At 49.8% G+C, this 15,940-nt stretch carries 12 protein-coding genes; 6 read left to right on the top strand and 6 right to left on the bottom strand.

Features of this window, described 5'->3' with window-relative positions; translation table 11 throughout:
* The 3 genes from O3276_RS05435 to O3276_RS05425 all read right to left on the bottom strand — a co-directional run bounded on the left by O3276_RS05435 (window position 1) and on the right by O3276_RS05425 (window position 5,282).
* Window positions 1-483: a hypothetical protein gene (locus O3276_RS05435; RefSeq protein ID WP_269674726.1), complete on the bottom strand. Its 483-nt coding sequence runs from the start codon at window positions 481-483 to the stop codon at window positions 1-3.
* 186 nt (window positions 484-669) lie between these two features.
* A complete protein-coding gene (locus O3276_RS05430; protein WP_269674725.1) occupies window positions 670-2,847 on the bottom strand; it encodes an ankyrin repeat domain-containing protein in 2,178 nt (725 codons plus the stop codon).
* 509 nt (window positions 2,848-3,356) lie between these two features.
* A complete protein-coding gene (locus O3276_RS05425) occupies window positions 3,357-5,282 on the bottom strand; it encodes an ankyrin repeat domain-containing protein (protein ID WP_269674724.1) in 1,926 nt (641 codons plus the stop codon).
* Between the two features lie 632 nt (window positions 5,283-5,914).
* Here O3276_RS05425 and O3276_RS05420 point away from each other — a divergent pair.
* The gene (locus O3276_RS05420) at window positions 5,915-6,937 is read left to right on the top strand and encodes a quinone-dependent dihydroorotate dehydrogenase (RefSeq protein ID WP_269674723.1); all 1,023 of its coding nucleotides are present in this window, start codon (window positions 5,915-5,917) and stop codon (window positions 6,935-6,937) included.
* A 64-nt stretch (window positions 6,938-7,001) separates the two neighbouring features.
* Here the strand turns inward: O3276_RS05420 and rmf are convergent, their stop codons facing one another.
* Window positions 7,002-7,235 (bottom strand): ribosome modulation factor, encoded by a 234-nt coding sequence (gene rmf / locus O3276_RS05415; protein ID WP_422445790.1) that lies wholly within the window; start codon window positions 7,233-7,235, stop codon window positions 7,002-7,004.
* Window positions 7,236-7,489: 254 nt separating this feature from the next.
* Here rmf and rlmKL point away from each other — a divergent pair, with 254 nt between their 5' ends.
* Together rlmKL and O3276_RS05405 are read left to right on the top strand one after the other, a co-directional pair.
* Complete coding sequence (rlmKL, locus tag O3276_RS05410) at window positions 7,490-9,661, top strand: bifunctional 23S rRNA (guanine(2069)-N(7))-methyltransferase RlmK/23S rRNA (guanine(2445)-N(2))-methyltransferase RlmL (protein ID WP_269674722.1); 2,172 nt, start codon at window positions 7,490-7,492, stop codon at window positions 9,659-9,661.
* Window positions 9,662-9,775: 114 nt separating this feature from the next.
* Entirely contained in the window at window positions 9,776-10,399 is a 624-nt protein-coding gene (locus tag O3276_RS05405; protein WP_269674721.1) for a phosphoadenosine phosphosulfate reductase domain-containing protein, read from the top strand.
* Between the two features lie 241 nt (window positions 10,400-10,640).
* Here O3276_RS05405 and O3276_RS05400 read toward each other — a convergent pair whose 3' ends face one another.
* Window positions 10,641-10,952, bottom strand: a complete 312-nt coding sequence (locus tag O3276_RS05400) for a BolA family protein (protein WP_332328185.1) — start codon at window positions 10,950-10,952, stop codon at window positions 10,641-10,643.
* A 146-nt stretch (window positions 10,953-11,098) separates the two neighbouring features.
* Here O3276_RS05400 and O3276_RS05395 point away from each other — a divergent pair, with 146 nt between their 5' ends.
* Window positions 11,099-13,105 (top strand): hypothetical protein, encoded by a 2,007-nt coding sequence (locus O3276_RS05395; RefSeq protein ID WP_269674720.1) that lies wholly within the window; start codon window positions 11,099-11,101, stop codon window positions 13,103-13,105.
* Window positions 13,102-13,344, top strand: a complete 243-nt coding sequence (locus O3276_RS05390) for a hypothetical protein (protein WP_269674719.1) — start codon at window positions 13,102-13,104, stop codon at window positions 13,342-13,344. The genes O3276_RS05395 and O3276_RS05390 overlap by 4 nt, the downstream gene beginning before the upstream one ends.
* Before the next feature lies 1 nt (window position 13,345).
* Here the strand turns inward: O3276_RS05390 and O3276_RS05385 are convergent, their stop codons facing one another.
* A complete protein-coding gene (locus O3276_RS05385; RefSeq protein ID WP_269674718.1) occupies window positions 13,346-13,888 on the bottom strand; it encodes a 2Fe-2S iron-sulfur cluster-binding protein in 543 nt (180 codons plus the stop codon).
* Window positions 13,889-14,405: 517 nt separating this feature from the next.
* Between O3276_RS05385 and O3276_RS05380 the strand changes: the two genes are divergently transcribed.
* A complete protein-coding gene (locus tag O3276_RS05380; protein ID WP_269674717.1) occupies window positions 14,406-15,926 on the top strand; it encodes a fumarate hydratase in 1,521 nt (506 codons plus the stop codon).
* Window positions 15,927-15,940: the final 14 nt, after the last annotated feature.

Below are 15,940 nucleotides of genomic sequence, written 5' to 3'. Positions count from 1 at the left end.
TCAAAAGCGGTTTCGCCCCCGATTATTCTTCATCTTCACAAGATTGAGAGATGAGGTGTCCCTCAGTATTTCCTCGACTTTCTCTTTACTGCCCCGAAGAACAGCTTCGTGGAGAGTCGTATTGCCTTGCTTATCCATTTTGCCCAGTGAGGGATCATTCTTGGCTCTGCCTGTATTATCTTTGAAAACAGGAGTGTCGAGAGACTTGCAATAAGATGAATATTTGCCAGGGACAGTGTCCCCGCTCATAAGAATAAATGGCTCAGCCTGTTGGTTGCATTCACTGCATTTGCGTTGCCCAAGACTTTTTGCGGCTTGCTGTTCACTGTCAAACCATTTGGTGATGCATTTCCAGTGGAAAACGTGTGAGTCCGGACAAGAGGCTTTGACCAGTCGCTTATCATGTTGCCCGATAGGCGGGTCGCCAGTATCACAGAGGGGGCAAAAGTGTAAACCCGTCGCATTTCCCCTGACACTATGCATCGCTTTACCTTAGTTTAATGACTCAATACCTTGGGTAAGGCAAAAATTAGCAGAGAAAATCTCATAAACAAATAGAATTTTTACAAGATGATTGTCGTTAAATCTCTGAGCCAGGCACGAACCCTACACGCCTTGCACTAAGCAGGTAACGTTTGTTCGCTGCAGTTCCCCGCTCAATTGTATTGTTCACAGTAGAAGACAGGCCTGGGCTCTATTTTGAAGGAGTTTTATTGCACCTGTTTGATTCATCCTGATAGCGAAGTCGAGAGCCTTATTGCCATTTATATCCCTTTCTTTCGCAAGAGTGGGGTTAAAGGCCAGCAATGCGTTGAGAACATCTGTGTGGCCACCGAGGGCAGCACGGTGGATGGGCATCACGCCATTAGGGCCAACCCTGATTTTGGCCAAAAATTCGGCCAAGGGGCGGTCAATATCCAGTAATGCATTGACGGCATCTTTCTGGCCACCACAGGCGGCAATGTGGAGAGCCGTCATGTTATCGCCAATCTTGTGAAAGGCCAGGGTTTGGTCAATGTTCAGCAATTGCCTGATAATCTGTGTATGGCCTTTTTTTGCCGCATAGTAGAGAGGCCTATTGCCATTTTCATCCTCCCTGTAGACCTGGTTGCGGTCAATCCCCAGCAATCGCTCGACGACCGCTGTGACGCCATGCAAGGCAGCAAGGTGAAGCGGTGTTTGATTCTTATTATTCTCTTGTTGAGCCAGGTCTCTATCTATGTTCAGCATTGTTTCGGCAATATGCGTATTTTTCCGTATTATTGCTATGTCTAAAGCCGAATGGCCATTGCCATCCCTAACTTTCGCCAGGGAGATATCAAAGCGCAGCAATACATCGACGGTACGCCTGCTGTTATTAGCGGTAGCCAAGTGAAGAGCCATTTGTTGCCTGGCCAGGGAGGGATTAATACGCAGAAAAACATCAACAACCTCTGCTAAGTTACCAGCAATAGCCGATCTGAAAACTGTGGGCTCGAGGGAGGGGTTAATGCTCAAGAATGTCTTGACGGTGTCTTCATGGCCATTGAAGGCAGCATATTCGATAGCTTTGGATATACTGTCATTATCTTTGGCCAAGGAGGGGTTAATGGCCAGCATTGCCTTGACGGCCTCTGTGTGACCATTACGGGCAGCTAAGTGGAGAGCCGTGCAGCTATCGTTGACTGAGGTTTGATATTTTTTCAGCAGCTCCCGGGCGGACTCTGAGTGGCCGTTCTGAGCGGCCATAGGCAAGGGCGTAGCACCATCTATACGTGTTTTGACATTGACATCTACTTCCATCAAAGGTGTGATACCGTCGTTTTCACGGGCATTAAAGTCCACTCCTCTGTTATCCATATCAGTCAGCTCACGCAGACACCCAATGTCGTTTTCTTGTTCGATGGTCTTGCGGTTAATAAGGGTTGAGGAAGTACAGAATTTACCATTAACAACCGCTGATGCGCCTTCATTCAATGGCTTTTTGCGAGAGTCAACCGCAGTATCAGTCGGGACAGGGTCGCTGGTGACAACAGAGCCAGCCTGAGCTGTTTTATCAGCTTTATCAGTACCATCGAGCTCCATGTTGGTTGTGAGCGTACTGCTGCCTTTTTCATGATCGGCCAGGGAAACAGTAAATTCCTTAAATACATTGAGGGTCTTTGTGTAGCCTTTATCAGTAGCTATTTGGAGAGCCGTCTTGTTATCTTTATTCCTGATTTTGTCAAGGGCCGGGGCCATGGTCAGCAATACCTTGACGGTCTCGCTGCTGTTAAATTCGGCAGCTTTGTGAAGAGCCGACGTGCCATCTTTCCAGGCCAGGGTTTCATCTTTTTTCATAAAGACTTCGACGATCTTTGCCTGGTTACGACGAACAGCCATGTCAAAAGCGGTTTCGCCCTTATTATTCTTCATCTTCACGAGATTGAGAGATGAGGTGTCCCTCAGTATTTCCTCGACTTTCTCTTTACTGCCCCGAAGAACAGCTTCGTGGAGAGTCGTATTGCCTTGCTTATCCATTTTGCCCAGTGAGGGATCATTCTTGGCTCTGCCTGTATTATCTTTGAAAACAGGAGTGTCGAGAGACTTGCAATAAGATGAATATTTGCCAGGGACAGTGTCCCCGCTCATAAGAATAAATGGCTCAGCCTGTTGGTTGCATTGACTGCATTTGCGTTGCCCAAGACTATTTGCGGCCTGCTGTTCACTGTCAAACCATTTGGTGATGCATTTCCAGTGGAAAACGTGTGAGTCCGGGCAAGAGGCTTTGACCAGTCGCTTATCATGTTGTCCGATAGGCAGGTCGCCACTATCACAGAGAGGGCAATTAAAGGATAAACCCGTCGCATTTCCCCTGACACTATTCATTGCTTTACCTTAGTTTAATGACGTAATGCCTTCGGTCAGACAAAAATCAGCAGAGAAAATTCCATAAAAAATAGAATTTTTAACAAGACGATTGCCATTTAAGTAGTTGGCCAAATGGAATCGTATATTTCTGGCTAAGTGGGCAGTTGCTATGCAAGGCGCAACGTAGGGAGCATAGCCGTAGCTATGTGACCGGAGTTGCAACGCCGCAGAGTGACTGACAACTTAGTCAGAAATATATGATTTCATTTGGTTAACTACTTATATCCCTTATCTTCCGCAAGAGTGGATTAAAGGCCCACAATGCGTTGAGAACATCTGTGTATGGGCTTTTGTTGCTGCATGGTAGAGAGGCCTAAAGCCATCTGTATCCTCCCTGTAGTCAATCCTCAGCGACCGCTCGACGATCGCTGTGTTGCCATCTCGTAAAACCTTCGAAATCGGTTGGGGATGTCCTTCAGCATTCTTTCAGACTCAGATCGCATCTCGGACAGCCCGGAATAAATTCCTCAAAGAAGGTTGGAGACGCCGCCGGGCTTTCTTTCAGACTCAGGTTGACGACAGGCCCGGGTTTGATTTGCTTTTTGAAGGAGTTCTATTACCTTTGTGAAACCAGTGCGCTTAGACCTGTCGGGAGCCGTACAGCCATTATCATTCTTTTCTTCGGCATGAGAATCGTCAAAGGCCTGCAATGCATCGGTGGCCCTCTTGAGAGCCGTACAGCCATTATCATTCTTTTCTTCGGCAAGAGAGCGGTCAAAGTTCAGCAATGCTTTGACGACCTCTACGTGGCCATATGTAGCAGCAGTGTGGAGAGGCGTATCGCCAAAGCCAGACACCATTCTGGCCATTTTTTCGGCCAAGGGGCGTTCAATTTCCAGCAATGCTTTGACGACATCGCTGTGGCCTTGGTAGGCAGCAAGGTGGATAGCCGGCCTGTTAACCTTTTGAGTGGCCAGGGTTTGGTTATTCTTCAGCAATTTCTTGATAATATCTGCATTGCCTTCGTTGGCAGCATTTTCGAGCGGCCTAAGGCGATTTATATCCTCCTTATAGACGAGGTTGGGGTCAATCTTCAGTAATTTCTTAACTAACGCTAAGTCGCCATACTTGGCAGCAAGGTGAAGAGGTGTTTGATTCCTATTATCCACTTCTTTAGCCAGGCCACTATCTTTTTCCAGCATTTTTATGGCGATATCCGTATTTGCCTGTATTGCTAGTTCGAAAGCCGATAAACCTCTGCTATCCCTATGTTTGGCCAGGGAGATATCAAAGTCCAGCAATAAATCGACGGTACGCCTGCAGTTATTACCGATAGCGAAGTGGAGAGCCATTTCTTGCTTGGCCAAGGAGTCTTTATCTTTATCTTCAATATTCAGAAAAACATCGACAACCTCTGCCAGGTTATCTTTAATAGCCGATATGAAAACCTTGGGCACGAGGGAGGGGTTAATGTTCCACAATGTCTCGACGGTATCTTTGTGGCCACTGAAGGCAGCACTTTCGAGAGCTTTGGAGACACTGTCATCATCTTTGGCTAAGGAGGGGGCAATGGCCAGCAATGCCTTAACAAACTCTGTTCTGCCTTTTCTGGCAGCATTGACAAGAACCGTGTCGCCACGGTGATCCTTCTCTTTAGCCAAGGAGCGGTCACTGGTCAGCAATTTCTTGACCATCTTTATGTTCCCATTGTCGACTGCAATGTGGAGAGCGGCAGAAAGCCGGGATCGATCATTGCCCAGTTGCTCGATGAATTCGTTTTTTGGGTCGTCAAACCTGTCAGCTTTGCTGAGAGCAGGATTATCTAGCGCCGTTTTAAGGATTTCCTTACGCTCGATGCAATCATGATCGTGAGCATTGAGAGCCAAGTGGAGAGCGGTCTTACCATCATTATTTTTATCTATGGCCAGAAAGGGATCAATGTCCAGCAGTGCCCTGACGCTCTCTGCGTTGCCGTTACGAGCGGCTAAGTGGAGAACTGTTTCACCATCATTATTGCGAGCATTGACGTCGGCACCGTGGTTGACCAGAGTCCGGATTAATTCAGCATTTGCGTTGCCGTTACGAGCGGCTAAGTGGAGAACTGTTTCACCATCACCAACGCGAGCATTGACGTCGGCACCGTGGTTGACCAGAGTCTGGATTAATTCAGCATTTTTGCTCTGATTTTTGCTCTGTATGGCGACAGCTAACGGGTACCTTTCACCAAAGTCTAGCGCCGAGTAGTATTTCTGATTTGCACAAGCCTCATTTTTGCCCAGCAGATCTTCCAGCAATTCCCAATCACCGGTACGGCATGTATTAAGTATCGGGGATGATTCACAATATTTGTTTTCACCGACTTCACTCCCGTCCTTAGGAATCAATGGCAGTGCCGGTTCTTTGCATTCACTACATTGGCGTTTATCAAGGCTTGTCTCCTTCTGACTATCCAAGTGTTTGGTGATGCATTCCAAGTGGAAAACGTGGCCTTCTTTACAGGACGTTTCCACCAGTGAGTGCCCACCAAACTGACCTCCGATACGTCCGTCATTTATACATATGGAAGAACATTTAAGTGGTAAGCCTGCCGAACTGTCGCTGATACTGTTCATCATTTTGACCTACTTCATGTTAATGTTAAATTTTGGATATAAGTACATGATCAAATAAAATTATATATTTCAATAATTAAAGGCACAGATGCATGGCTGCGTCTTTAAAAGCAATCGTAAAGACAAAATCAGCAGAAATAAGTTCCATAAAAATCAAACTTTATAACAAATGAAAGGCGATGGTCGTTAAAATCCTAAAGTCAGGCGCGCGCCTAACCGCGTTGCACCAGACAATGGTCGTTAATTCAGAAAGGAGAAATCAAAGGCGTTGTGCCGAGTTTGGTGCAGAGTTTCCAGTGGCTTGGTATTGGGTTTTATGTCCGGTTTGCAGTTGAGCCCTTTGCTCCCGGTTTTATCGGTTCCTGTTTTTTGTCGCACGATGAACGCTTATAAGGTGTCTCCTGAAGACAAAAGGGATTAGAGATCGTATAATCCTTCGAATTTTGTCTGGTGCATACTGATCGATAACTCCTATGTATAAATTGACACGAAGTGCCCTGTTTTGCCTTTCTGCCGAAACTGCCCATGATGTTGCCATGGAAATGATCAGTGCGGGGGGGCGTCTTGGTCTTACCCGGTTGATGGCACCTGCTGTCCCTGTCAAACCAAGGGAAGTGATGGGATTGACCTTTAACAATCCGGTTGGGTTGGCAGCGGGGCTGGATAAAAATGGTGAGTGTATTGATGGTCTGGGCAGTCTGGGCTTTGGCTTTCTTGAGCTGGGAACCGTGACGCCGGTGGGGCAGCCCGGCAACCCCAAACCAAGAATGTTCCGTATCCCTGAGAGAGAAGCGTTGATCAACCGTATGGGGTTTAATAATCTGGGTGTGGATCAACTGGTTGCGAATGTTCAAAAGAGCCAATACAAAGGCATTATCGGTATTAATATTGGCAAGAACCTGACCACGGCTGTTGAAGATGCCAACCAGGATTATCTCACCTGTCTGCGTAAGGTATATCCCTACGCCGGTTATGTTGCCGTTAACCTCTCTTCCCCGAATACTCCCGGGTTAAGAAAACTGCAATATGGTGATGCCTTGAAAAGCCTGCTGTCAGTGTTGAAGGAAGAACAGGCGTCACTGGCTAAAGCTTATGGTCGCCAGGTTCCTCTGGCCATCAAAATTGCCCCGGATATGACCGACGATGAAATAGCCTCAGTTGCTGCCGAGTTGGTGTCCTATGAGCTGGATGGCGTTATTGCCACCAATACGACACTGGATCGAGATAAGGTCAGCGGCTTTGCGACAGCCGAGGAAGCGGGAGGACTCAGTGGTGCGCCGTTGAGTGATAAGTCCACGGCAGTGATTCGACTGCTTGCCAGTGAGCTTTCCGGTAAGCTGCCGATTATCGGTGTTGGTGGTGTTATGGATGCTCAGACGGCAGCGGATAAGATCCGGGCCGGGGCCAGCCTGGTGCAGATATATTCGGGCTTTATTTATAAGGGGCCGGAGTTGATCCGAGAGGCTGCGGAAGCGGTCTATTCTGTTGATGCATGAGAAAGCGCGTTTGATCAAGCGGGTGATATCAAAAAGCCCCGAACGGGGCTTGTTGACAGCGCAATCAGAGCTGGTTGGCTGAATAGGAGTGAGAGAAGTTATACATTCGGTGTAACCCCGAGATTCCTGTCATTCCTTCCCAGTTATCAACTCGACCCTCACGCCAGCCACTTAACCACGACTGGCGCAAATCTGCCTCCTGGTGGGGGCAGATATCCCTGGAACGGCCAGACAGGCCCACTTGGTATCCTTTATTAAAGGCTCTATCTGATTTATCCCTTTTGAGTCTTTTCAACATGGTAATGCCTCTTGCTGATATGGTTTTTGACGGCCTCCCTGGCACCTCGGGTTTGGTTCAGAATGACCGGACAGCCGCAAGTGCTAACTGTCCCCCAAAAGACAGTGTGGGCAGAGTGTCGACTGAAGAAGGTATTCACCCAAGGAAAGTCAACATTCTAAGTTTTATCCAAATCTGAAGCTTTTGTTGAGAAAACATTGAGAATTTTTAGTTAATAAGAGCTGTTTTTTAGCTTTTTTCAGGAATATGACGTTATGAGTACAACGATGTTGACTCTGTTTGCCAGTTGTCCCAAGGGGGTAGAATCCCTGCTGGCAGAAGAGCTGAAGGAACTGGGAGCCAGTGAAGTGGCAGAGACCGTTGCCGGAGTCAGCTTTGCCGGTCACCTTGAGTTGGCCTACAGGGCTTGCCTGTGGTCTCGTCTGGCCAGTCGGATTCTGTTGCGCATCGGCGAAGTGGATGCTTCTGACAAGCATGCGCTGTATCAGGGCGTGCAATCCTTTGACTGGGATGAGCATCTGGATCAGGGCTCCAGCTTTCGGATTGATTTCAATGGTTCGACACCGGATATCACCCATACCCGCTTTGGTTCCCAGTTGGTCAAGGATGCCATTGTTGATCAGCTGCGGGATCGTTATGGCTGGCGGCCATCTGTGGATAACAGCAAGCCGGATCTGCGGGTCAATGTGCACGCCAGAAGCGGCAGGGCATTTGTTGCCATTGACCTGTCCGGCCAGAGCCTGCATGAGCGCGGTTACCGTCTGGAAGCCGGTGAAGCGCCCCTGAAAGAGAACCTGGCGGCAGCGATTTTGTACCGTGCCCGCTGGCCTGAACTGGCGAAACAGGGCAGCACACTGCTGGACCCTATGTGTGGCTCAGGCACCTTTCTGATTGAAGGAGCCATGATGGCGGCGGATATCGCGCCCGGATTGCTCAGGGCCCGTTTTGGCTTTGATAAGTGGATGGGGCATATTCCCAAAATCTGGTTGGCAGTACTGGAGGAAGCCCGTGCCCGCCGCACGGCTGGCCTGGCTGCGATTAATACGACCATCGTAGGCTATGAAGGTCTGCCAAAAATTGTCGGGAGAGCCAGGGCCAATATCCAGCGTGCCGGGCTGGGTAAGCTGATTACTGTCAAACAGCAGGAGCTGGCCAGTCTGAAGGTTGACCCGGGGATTCCAGCCGGGCTGGTGATTGCTAACCCACCCTATGGTGAGCGCATGGGCGATGAGGCCAGCCTCGTTTATCTCTACAAACACCTTGGCGAAAAAATCAAACAGCAGACGCCGGGTTGGCAGGCGGCGATCTTTACCTCTTCACAGGCGCTGGTCAGAAGTCTGGGCATGGGGCCGAAGAAAAGCTATACCCTGTTTAATGGTGCGCTCTCCTGCAAGCTGTTTCTCTATGATGTTCGTGAGCGACAGGCTGACCAGCCGGCTTCCGGGCAGAGCCGTGTGGACAGTGGGGCTAATACCTTATTCAAGGCCAGCACTGCCGGTGGTGAAATGTTTGCCAACCGCTTGAAGAAGAATCTGAAGCAGTTGGGTAAGTGGGCCAGGAAAGAGAATGTCGACTGTTATCGTCTATATGATGCGGATATGCCGGAGTATGCCGTTGCCGTGGATCTCTACAGGGATTGGGTTCATGTGCAGGAATACGCGGCACCGAAAAGCATTGATGAGACTAAGGCCCATCAGCGTCTGCTGGAAGCGCTGGAAGTGATTCCCGGTGTGTTGGGTATTCCGGATAGTCATGTGGTCTTCAAGCGTCGTGAACGTCAGTCTGGCAAGCGACAGTACGAAAAGCTTGAGCAGTCCGGTGATATGCTTGAGGTGAAAGAAGGTGATTGTCGTTTACTGGTGAACCTGAGGGACTATCTGGATACCGGCCTGTTTCTGGATCACCGGAAAATGCGCCTGCGTATCGCCCGGGAGGCCGCCGGTAAAGATTTCCTGAACCTGTTCTGCTACACCGGAACGGCAACGGTTCATGCCGCCGTGGCCGGTGCGGCCAGTACCACCAGTGTTGATCTGTCGAATACCTACCTTGGCTGGGCCAGAAAGAATCTGGCGCTCAATGGCCTGGTGGATCGCAAACACCGGCTGGAGCAGGCGGACTGCCTGCAGTGGCTGAAACAGGATACCCGGAACTATGATCTGATCTTTATGGATCCCCCTACCTTCTCAAACTCCAAGCGGCTGCGCGGGGTATTTGATGTGCAGGAAGCCCATGTTGAGTTGATCGAGCGGGCAATGGCCAGGCTGAAACCGGGTGGGGTGCTCTATTTCTCCAACAACTTCCGACGTTTCCAGCTGGCCAAAGAACTGGTGCAGAAGTTCCGTGTTGAGGAGATCACGGCTACTACCATTGATCGGGATTTCCAGCGAAGACCGGGTATTCATCGTTGCTGGTGTATTCAGCGCTGAGTACTGAAGATGGCATTTAATTCAGTAATATTTATAGTCCATATTAATCTTTGTGGTTATAAAGCCTCACTCTTATAGTGCATGTTGTTAAGTTATGGATTGATGGGGAAAATAATGAATCTGGAGATGATTAATCAGGATCTGTCGACTCTGAGCCCGCAGGCTATTATCCAGTGGGCCGTCCAGCGTGCTGAAAAACCGGTGCTGACCACCAACTTCGGGCCCCATGAAGCGGCCATTATCCATATGGCCACCCGGGTCAAGCCGGATATCCCAGTGGTCTGGATCGATTCGGGCTACGGTACTGAAGCGACTTACCGCTTTGCTGACCAGCTGATTCGGCGTTTGCAGCTCAATATCCGGGTCTTTCACCCACAATACAGTCGTGGTTTCCGTGATGCCATTTACGGTGGTGTGCCGGAGGTTGACACCCCGGAACATGATGAGTTTACCCGGCAGGTAAAACTGGAGCCTTTTGCCCGTGCCATGGACGCATCCGCACCGGATTACTGGCTGACCGCCATCCGTAAGGATCAGACTGAATTCCGGCAGAACCTTGATGTGGTCAGTCTGACCAACAATGGTTATTACCGGGTGGCACCACTCCTTAACTGGACGGAACTCGATGTTGAGGAGTACCTGGTCACCCACGATCTGCCCATCGAAGAAGATTACTACGACCCGACAAAAGTATACGGTCACCGGGAGTGTGGTTTGCATACTTCTGTGGCGGGTTAGGAACTGGCATTCGACATTTCTGGTAAGGAATAGTCCTTGAATAATTTACACATTTCGGAGCCTACGAACTCCGTTCGTCCTGAGCCTGTCGAAGGGCGTTAACTCCGAGGCATGATAGATTGTGCCAGGCACCCTTCGACTCCGCTCAGGATGGACGGAGAGTGAGTTCTGAAAGTCGGAATTATTTAAGGACAATTACTCAGCGCTTCCCGTTACCCGCCACCCGAAAGAGACAGGCCACTTATTTACTTTTTACTGCCGCCCCGGCAATCCGGTGATGTCGGGGCGGTCTGGTTCTTGTCTGCCACTCAACGGGTGTGTAAGTGTGTAGCGCCAGCGCATGAATCTGCTCTCGCAGTTCGTCAGCCAGCAGTCCGTAGATCATCTGGTGCCGTTTGACCGGCATTTTCCCTTCAAATGCTTCACTGACAATCACTACCTTAAAGTGTGACTCTGAGCCCGGTGGCGTGTTGTGCAGATGGCTCTCATTGGTTACATCGATTAAGTCATTCTGTAAGGACTCATTCAGCTTATCGATGATATTTTCTTTCATTCCCATACATCACCTCTTCAGTCCCGGCCCGAACGACAAGGAGTTTGTCTTACCTGGCAATCTCTTTCTGGCACATTATAAGTAGCTAACCCTGTGAAATCATATATTTCTAACCCCTTGCACTGGTTTATGGATGATTTTTTTTCATGGTCTATGCTCATACCACCTTATTGCAGAAGCCCTCCGCTCAGTTGTTTTCAGGCTATACGGCGAAGTCCCCTTTACATGATATTCAAGGTGCAGGTCTTATGGGAAATCCGGATAAAGGTTTTGCTGGCAGAACAGTGAAGTCAGCCATAACCGTTCTGTCTGCTGCAGTGATTATTGCCGCCTCCTCAACCATCGCCCATGCGCAAAAGGCAGAAGCCTCCGATAAGGACAGCGACGATGGTGTACCTCTCTATACGGTGCTGGCTGATGGGGAGTCCGGTGGCCAGCTCCAACAAAAAAGAAGGGCGAATATCAATCCACAAAACCTCAGTGTATCCAGGGATTTTAAATTCTATAACCAGGTTGCCGCCCTTGACCTTACCGACCCGGTGCAGGCAGAAACTTTTCTGAAGTTTATGGATATCCGGTTGGCAGAAAAGAACCTGAATGAAGAGGTGGTACTGGTCGGTAACAATGAGTCCGAAACCAGGGCACAGGAAGTGGTGGTGCCGGTTGAGCAGACAGTAGTCACAGCGGAGCAGCAAAGAGGCTTAAAACCTGAGGTGGAAAATGAGACAGGTGTTGTACGTCAAATGCCTGTCAACACCGCCATTACCAGAGATTCAAAAGCACGGGAGGCAAAAGTTGTCAGGCCGACAAAACTCGATAAGGGGAGGGAGCAGCAGGGGCCGCGTTCAGGGAGTGTACAGAAGGACAATAGCAAGGTCAGTGACGCAAAGTCAGCAGTAGTTAAAGAAAAGGACCAGGCAAGATTGGCCCGGGTAAATGAGGCCCGTCAGGCAAGGGAGCAGGCCAGAAAGAAAGCTGAAGAGCAGAGGCTGGCACGGGAAACGGAAGAGAAAGCCAAAGCGGAAGAGTTAAGGTTGGCTGAGGAACAGCGCAGGGCTAAGAGAAAAGCCAAAGCCGAAGAGTTGAGACTGGCTAAAGAAAAGCGAAAAGCAGAGGAAAAGGCCAAAGCCGAAGCGTTGAGAGCGGCTGAAGAAAAGCGGAAAGCGGAGGAAAAGGTCAAAGCCGAAGCGTTGAGAATGGCTGAAGAAAAACGGAAAGCAGAGGAAGAAAAAGCCAAAGCTGAAGCGTTGAGAGTGGCTGAAGAAAAACGCAAGGTAGAGGAAGAAAAAGCCAAAGCTGAACCATTGAGACTGGCTGAAGAAAAACGAAAAACGGAAGAAAAGGCCAAAGCCGATGAGTTGAAAGTGGCTGAAGAAAAGCGAAAAGCAGAGGAAAAAGCCAGAGAAGAGAAAGCAAAAGCAGAAGAGTTGAAGCTGGCTGAAGAAAAGCAGAAAGCTGAGGAAAAGGCTAGAGAAGAGAAAGCAAAAGCCGAAGAGTTGAGGCTGGCTGAAGAAAAGCGGAAAGCAGAGGAAAAGGTCAGAGAAGAGAAAGCAAAAGCCGAAGAGCTGAAGTTGGCAGAAGAAAAACTCAAGGCTGAAGAAAAAAACAAAGCCGAAAAAGCGCAGGTTGAAAAGAAAAAAAGAGGGAAGGTTGAAGCCTTAGCCCAGGAGAAAAAGCGTAAGGACGAAGAGCGGGAACGCATCCGCAAGGAGAGGGCGAAGAACAGCTCCTTGCTGAAAAGAAAAAGCACGAAGCTGCCCTGGTGCAACAGGAATCAGATAAAGCAAAACCATCCAAAGAGACCGCTGTCAACATTCTACCCAGCCGCCCTGTGGCGTATCAGATTGCAGCAGAACAGGATCCCGGCATCATCAACTTTGATCAGGCCATTACCCGCCGCTTCAAGGTGGCAGGCTCATACCTGGATAAAGGTGAACACGGCAATAATATCGTCAAGGATCATAGAGGCCGGGAGTTTATCAATGTTATGGCTTTCTGGGATGTGCTGGTGGAACACCGGGACAACGGTGAGCATTATTACTACGGCAGCATTCAGTTCCCCCTGGGCAGTCGCCATCCGGCCATTATTAAAAGTACGGCAACCGGTGATGAAATCGCGCTGGGCTGTAAAACTGGTGAAGTTCTGGTATTGAAGGGCTTTGAGACAGAAGGGATTGATTATACCCATGGGCTGGTGGATGCCTATCTTGCCCACTCCGAGGTTATGCCCGATGGATCGGTCGCCTTTCAGGAGGTGGTGCGTCAGCCTTCCTTCAGCTTGGTTAATGCAGAAACCGGCTGTATGTCCCGCGATATATTCTCAAGAAATTATGTGGATCCACAAAGGATGGGGCATGACAAAACCCTTGATGCGTTACCGGTCAGAGAGTAATTTAGCCATTCTTGATCACCATCAGACGGTCGCCTGCTCTTGCCTCAGAGTGAATCCAGGCACTGAATGGGCTGCCCCCTGCGGAGCGAGCAATAATGCACTCCAGTGTTTGTGACTCGTCGTTGAAGCCGGTAACCGGGTAAGTGGCTTCAAAGCCTTCATTGGATACCAGGGTAATATGTTCGCCAATGGCAACCTCGAAAGGCAGGCGGGTGGATAACTTGATGATGACTTCCGTTGAGCTGAGTGACGTCAGCTCAGTAAGAATGCCGGGCACTTCATCCCGGGTAGGCAGTGCCAGGCTTAAATCACCAGTTACTTTGGTCTGACAGGCGAGAATATAGCCTTTTTTGATTTGCTCAGCAGTCAGTAACGACTGGGCTTCTGTCGGTACAGGCCCGGCTGTCACCCGAAGCATGCAGGAGTGACAGACCCCGGCCCGGCAGGACCAGGGTGCCCTGGCATGCTGGCGCAGTAATCCATCCAGAAGGTTCTCGTTCTCATCCATCGGGTAACTGTTGCCCTGAAATTGAATCTTCGGCACGGAAAAAAACCTGATATGTTGCACAGTGAATTTGGTGTGCAAGTTTACAACCTGCAATCGATAATACCAGTTGTACTCATAGTACATGGTTTCAATGAGTTTGACGGGTTGTCGTGCCTCCGCACTCCGTTCGTCCTGAGTGCTGAGCTTGTCGAAGCATCGAAGGACCCATAGGGCCTAAAGGCGGAAACTCCGGACTCTGATAGATCGTGCCAAGCACCCTTCGACTCCGCTCAGGGTGAACGGAGATCGTACACGTCAAACTCATTGAAACCATGTACAAGGAGCCTGTCGGACTTAAGCGTCCGTAGCGACGCTTTTTGAGAAAACTTTACCTCTCCTGCGGTTAATCAATGTTATTAGCTTTTGGCGTTGGTATAATCCCCGTCAAAATAAGATGAGGTTTGCCTGCCGTTAAAACTGTGCAAATGGGCATAATGCTCTCAGTTTATTGCACAGGTTCAAATCGGCAAGGTCGGATTGCGGAATAAAATCGTAGAACAAGGGGTGAAAACCAATGAATGTTGTGATTCGGGAAGATGACTTAATTCTGAGTGTGGCGGACGCACTGCAGTTTATTTCCTACTATCATCCCATTGATTTTATTGATGCGGTTTATCAGGCCTACCAGAAAGAAGAATCCAGGGCGGCGAAAGATGCCATGGCCCAGATTCTGGTGAACTCCAGAATGTGCGCCATGGGTAAGCGTCCTATCTGCCAGGATACCGGTATCGTTACTGTTTTTGTCCGTGTGGGTATGAACGTACGTTTTGATACTGACCGCTCCATTGAAGACCTGATCAACGAAGGCGTTCGCCGGGCCTATACCCATCCGGACAACGTGCTCCGTGCTTCCGTCCTGGCCGATCCTGCCGGTGCCCGCAAAAATACCAGAGACAACACGCCAGCGGTTATCCATATGACCCTGGTGCCGGGAGACACCGTTGAGGTGGAACTGGCTGCCAAAGGTGGTGGCTCTGAAAACAAATCCAAAATGGTCATGCTCAACCCATCCGACAGCATTGTTGAGTGGGTGAAAAAGACGGTACCGACCATGGGGGCTGGCTGGTGTCCTCCGGGCATGTTGGGTATCGGTATTGGCGGCACCGCTGAAAAAGCCATGCTGATGGCCAAAGAAGCCTTGATGGAACCCATCGACATTCATGAACTCCGTGCCCGTGGTCCACAGAACCGGGTGGAAGAACTGCGTCTGGAGATTATGGATGAAGTGAACAAGCTGGGCATCGGTGCCCAGGGGCTGGGTGGTTTGACCACCGTGCTGGATATCAAGATCAAGGATTACCCCACCCACGCCGCCTCTCTGCCTGTGGCCATGATTCCCAACTGTGCCGCCACTCGCCATGCCCACTTTACCTTGAACGGCAGTGGTCCGGTATATCAGAAAGCACCGAATATTGATGACTACCCGGAAGTCAGCCTGGATATGGGCGAAGGGGTGCGCAAGGTCAATGTCGACAACCTGAGCCATGATGACATCAAAAGCTGGCAGCCAGGCGATACTGTGCTGCTGTCTGGCAAGATTCTCACCGGTCGGGATGCCGCCCATAAGCGCATGGTAGATATGATCTCCAAAGGGGAAGAGCTGCCGGTTGATCTGAAAGGGCGCTTTATCTATTACGTAGGCCCCGTTGACCCTGTGCGTGATGAAGCCGTTGGCCCGGCTGGCCCAACCACCTCAACCCGTATGGATAAGTTTACCCGCACCATGCTGGAGAGCACCGGGCTTGCCGGTATGATCGGTAAGGCAGAGCGCGGCCCGGCAGCCATTGAGGCTATCAGGGATAATGAGTCTGTTTACCTGATCGCCGTCGGTGGTGCCGCCTACCTGGTCTCCCAGGCGGTGAAAAAGGCGGAAGTGCTGGCCTTCCCTGAACTGGGAATGGAAGCGATCTACGAATTTGAAGTGGAAGATATGCCGGTGACCGTAGCGGTAGACTGCCGTGGCGAATCGGTACACAACACTGGTCCGCAGATCTGGAAAAAGAAGATCGAAGAGCAGGTGCTGGAGATTAAATAAGCCTATTTGCAAAG

The sequence above is a fragment of the Endozoicomonas sp. GU-1 genome, from assembly GCF_027366395.1.
Taxonomy (GTDB): domain Bacteria; phylum Pseudomonadota; class Gammaproteobacteria; order Pseudomonadales; family Endozoicomonadaceae; genus Endozoicomonas.
Note: the sequence above shows the minus strand (reverse complement) of the source record. Positions and strands in the feature narration are given on the sequence as shown.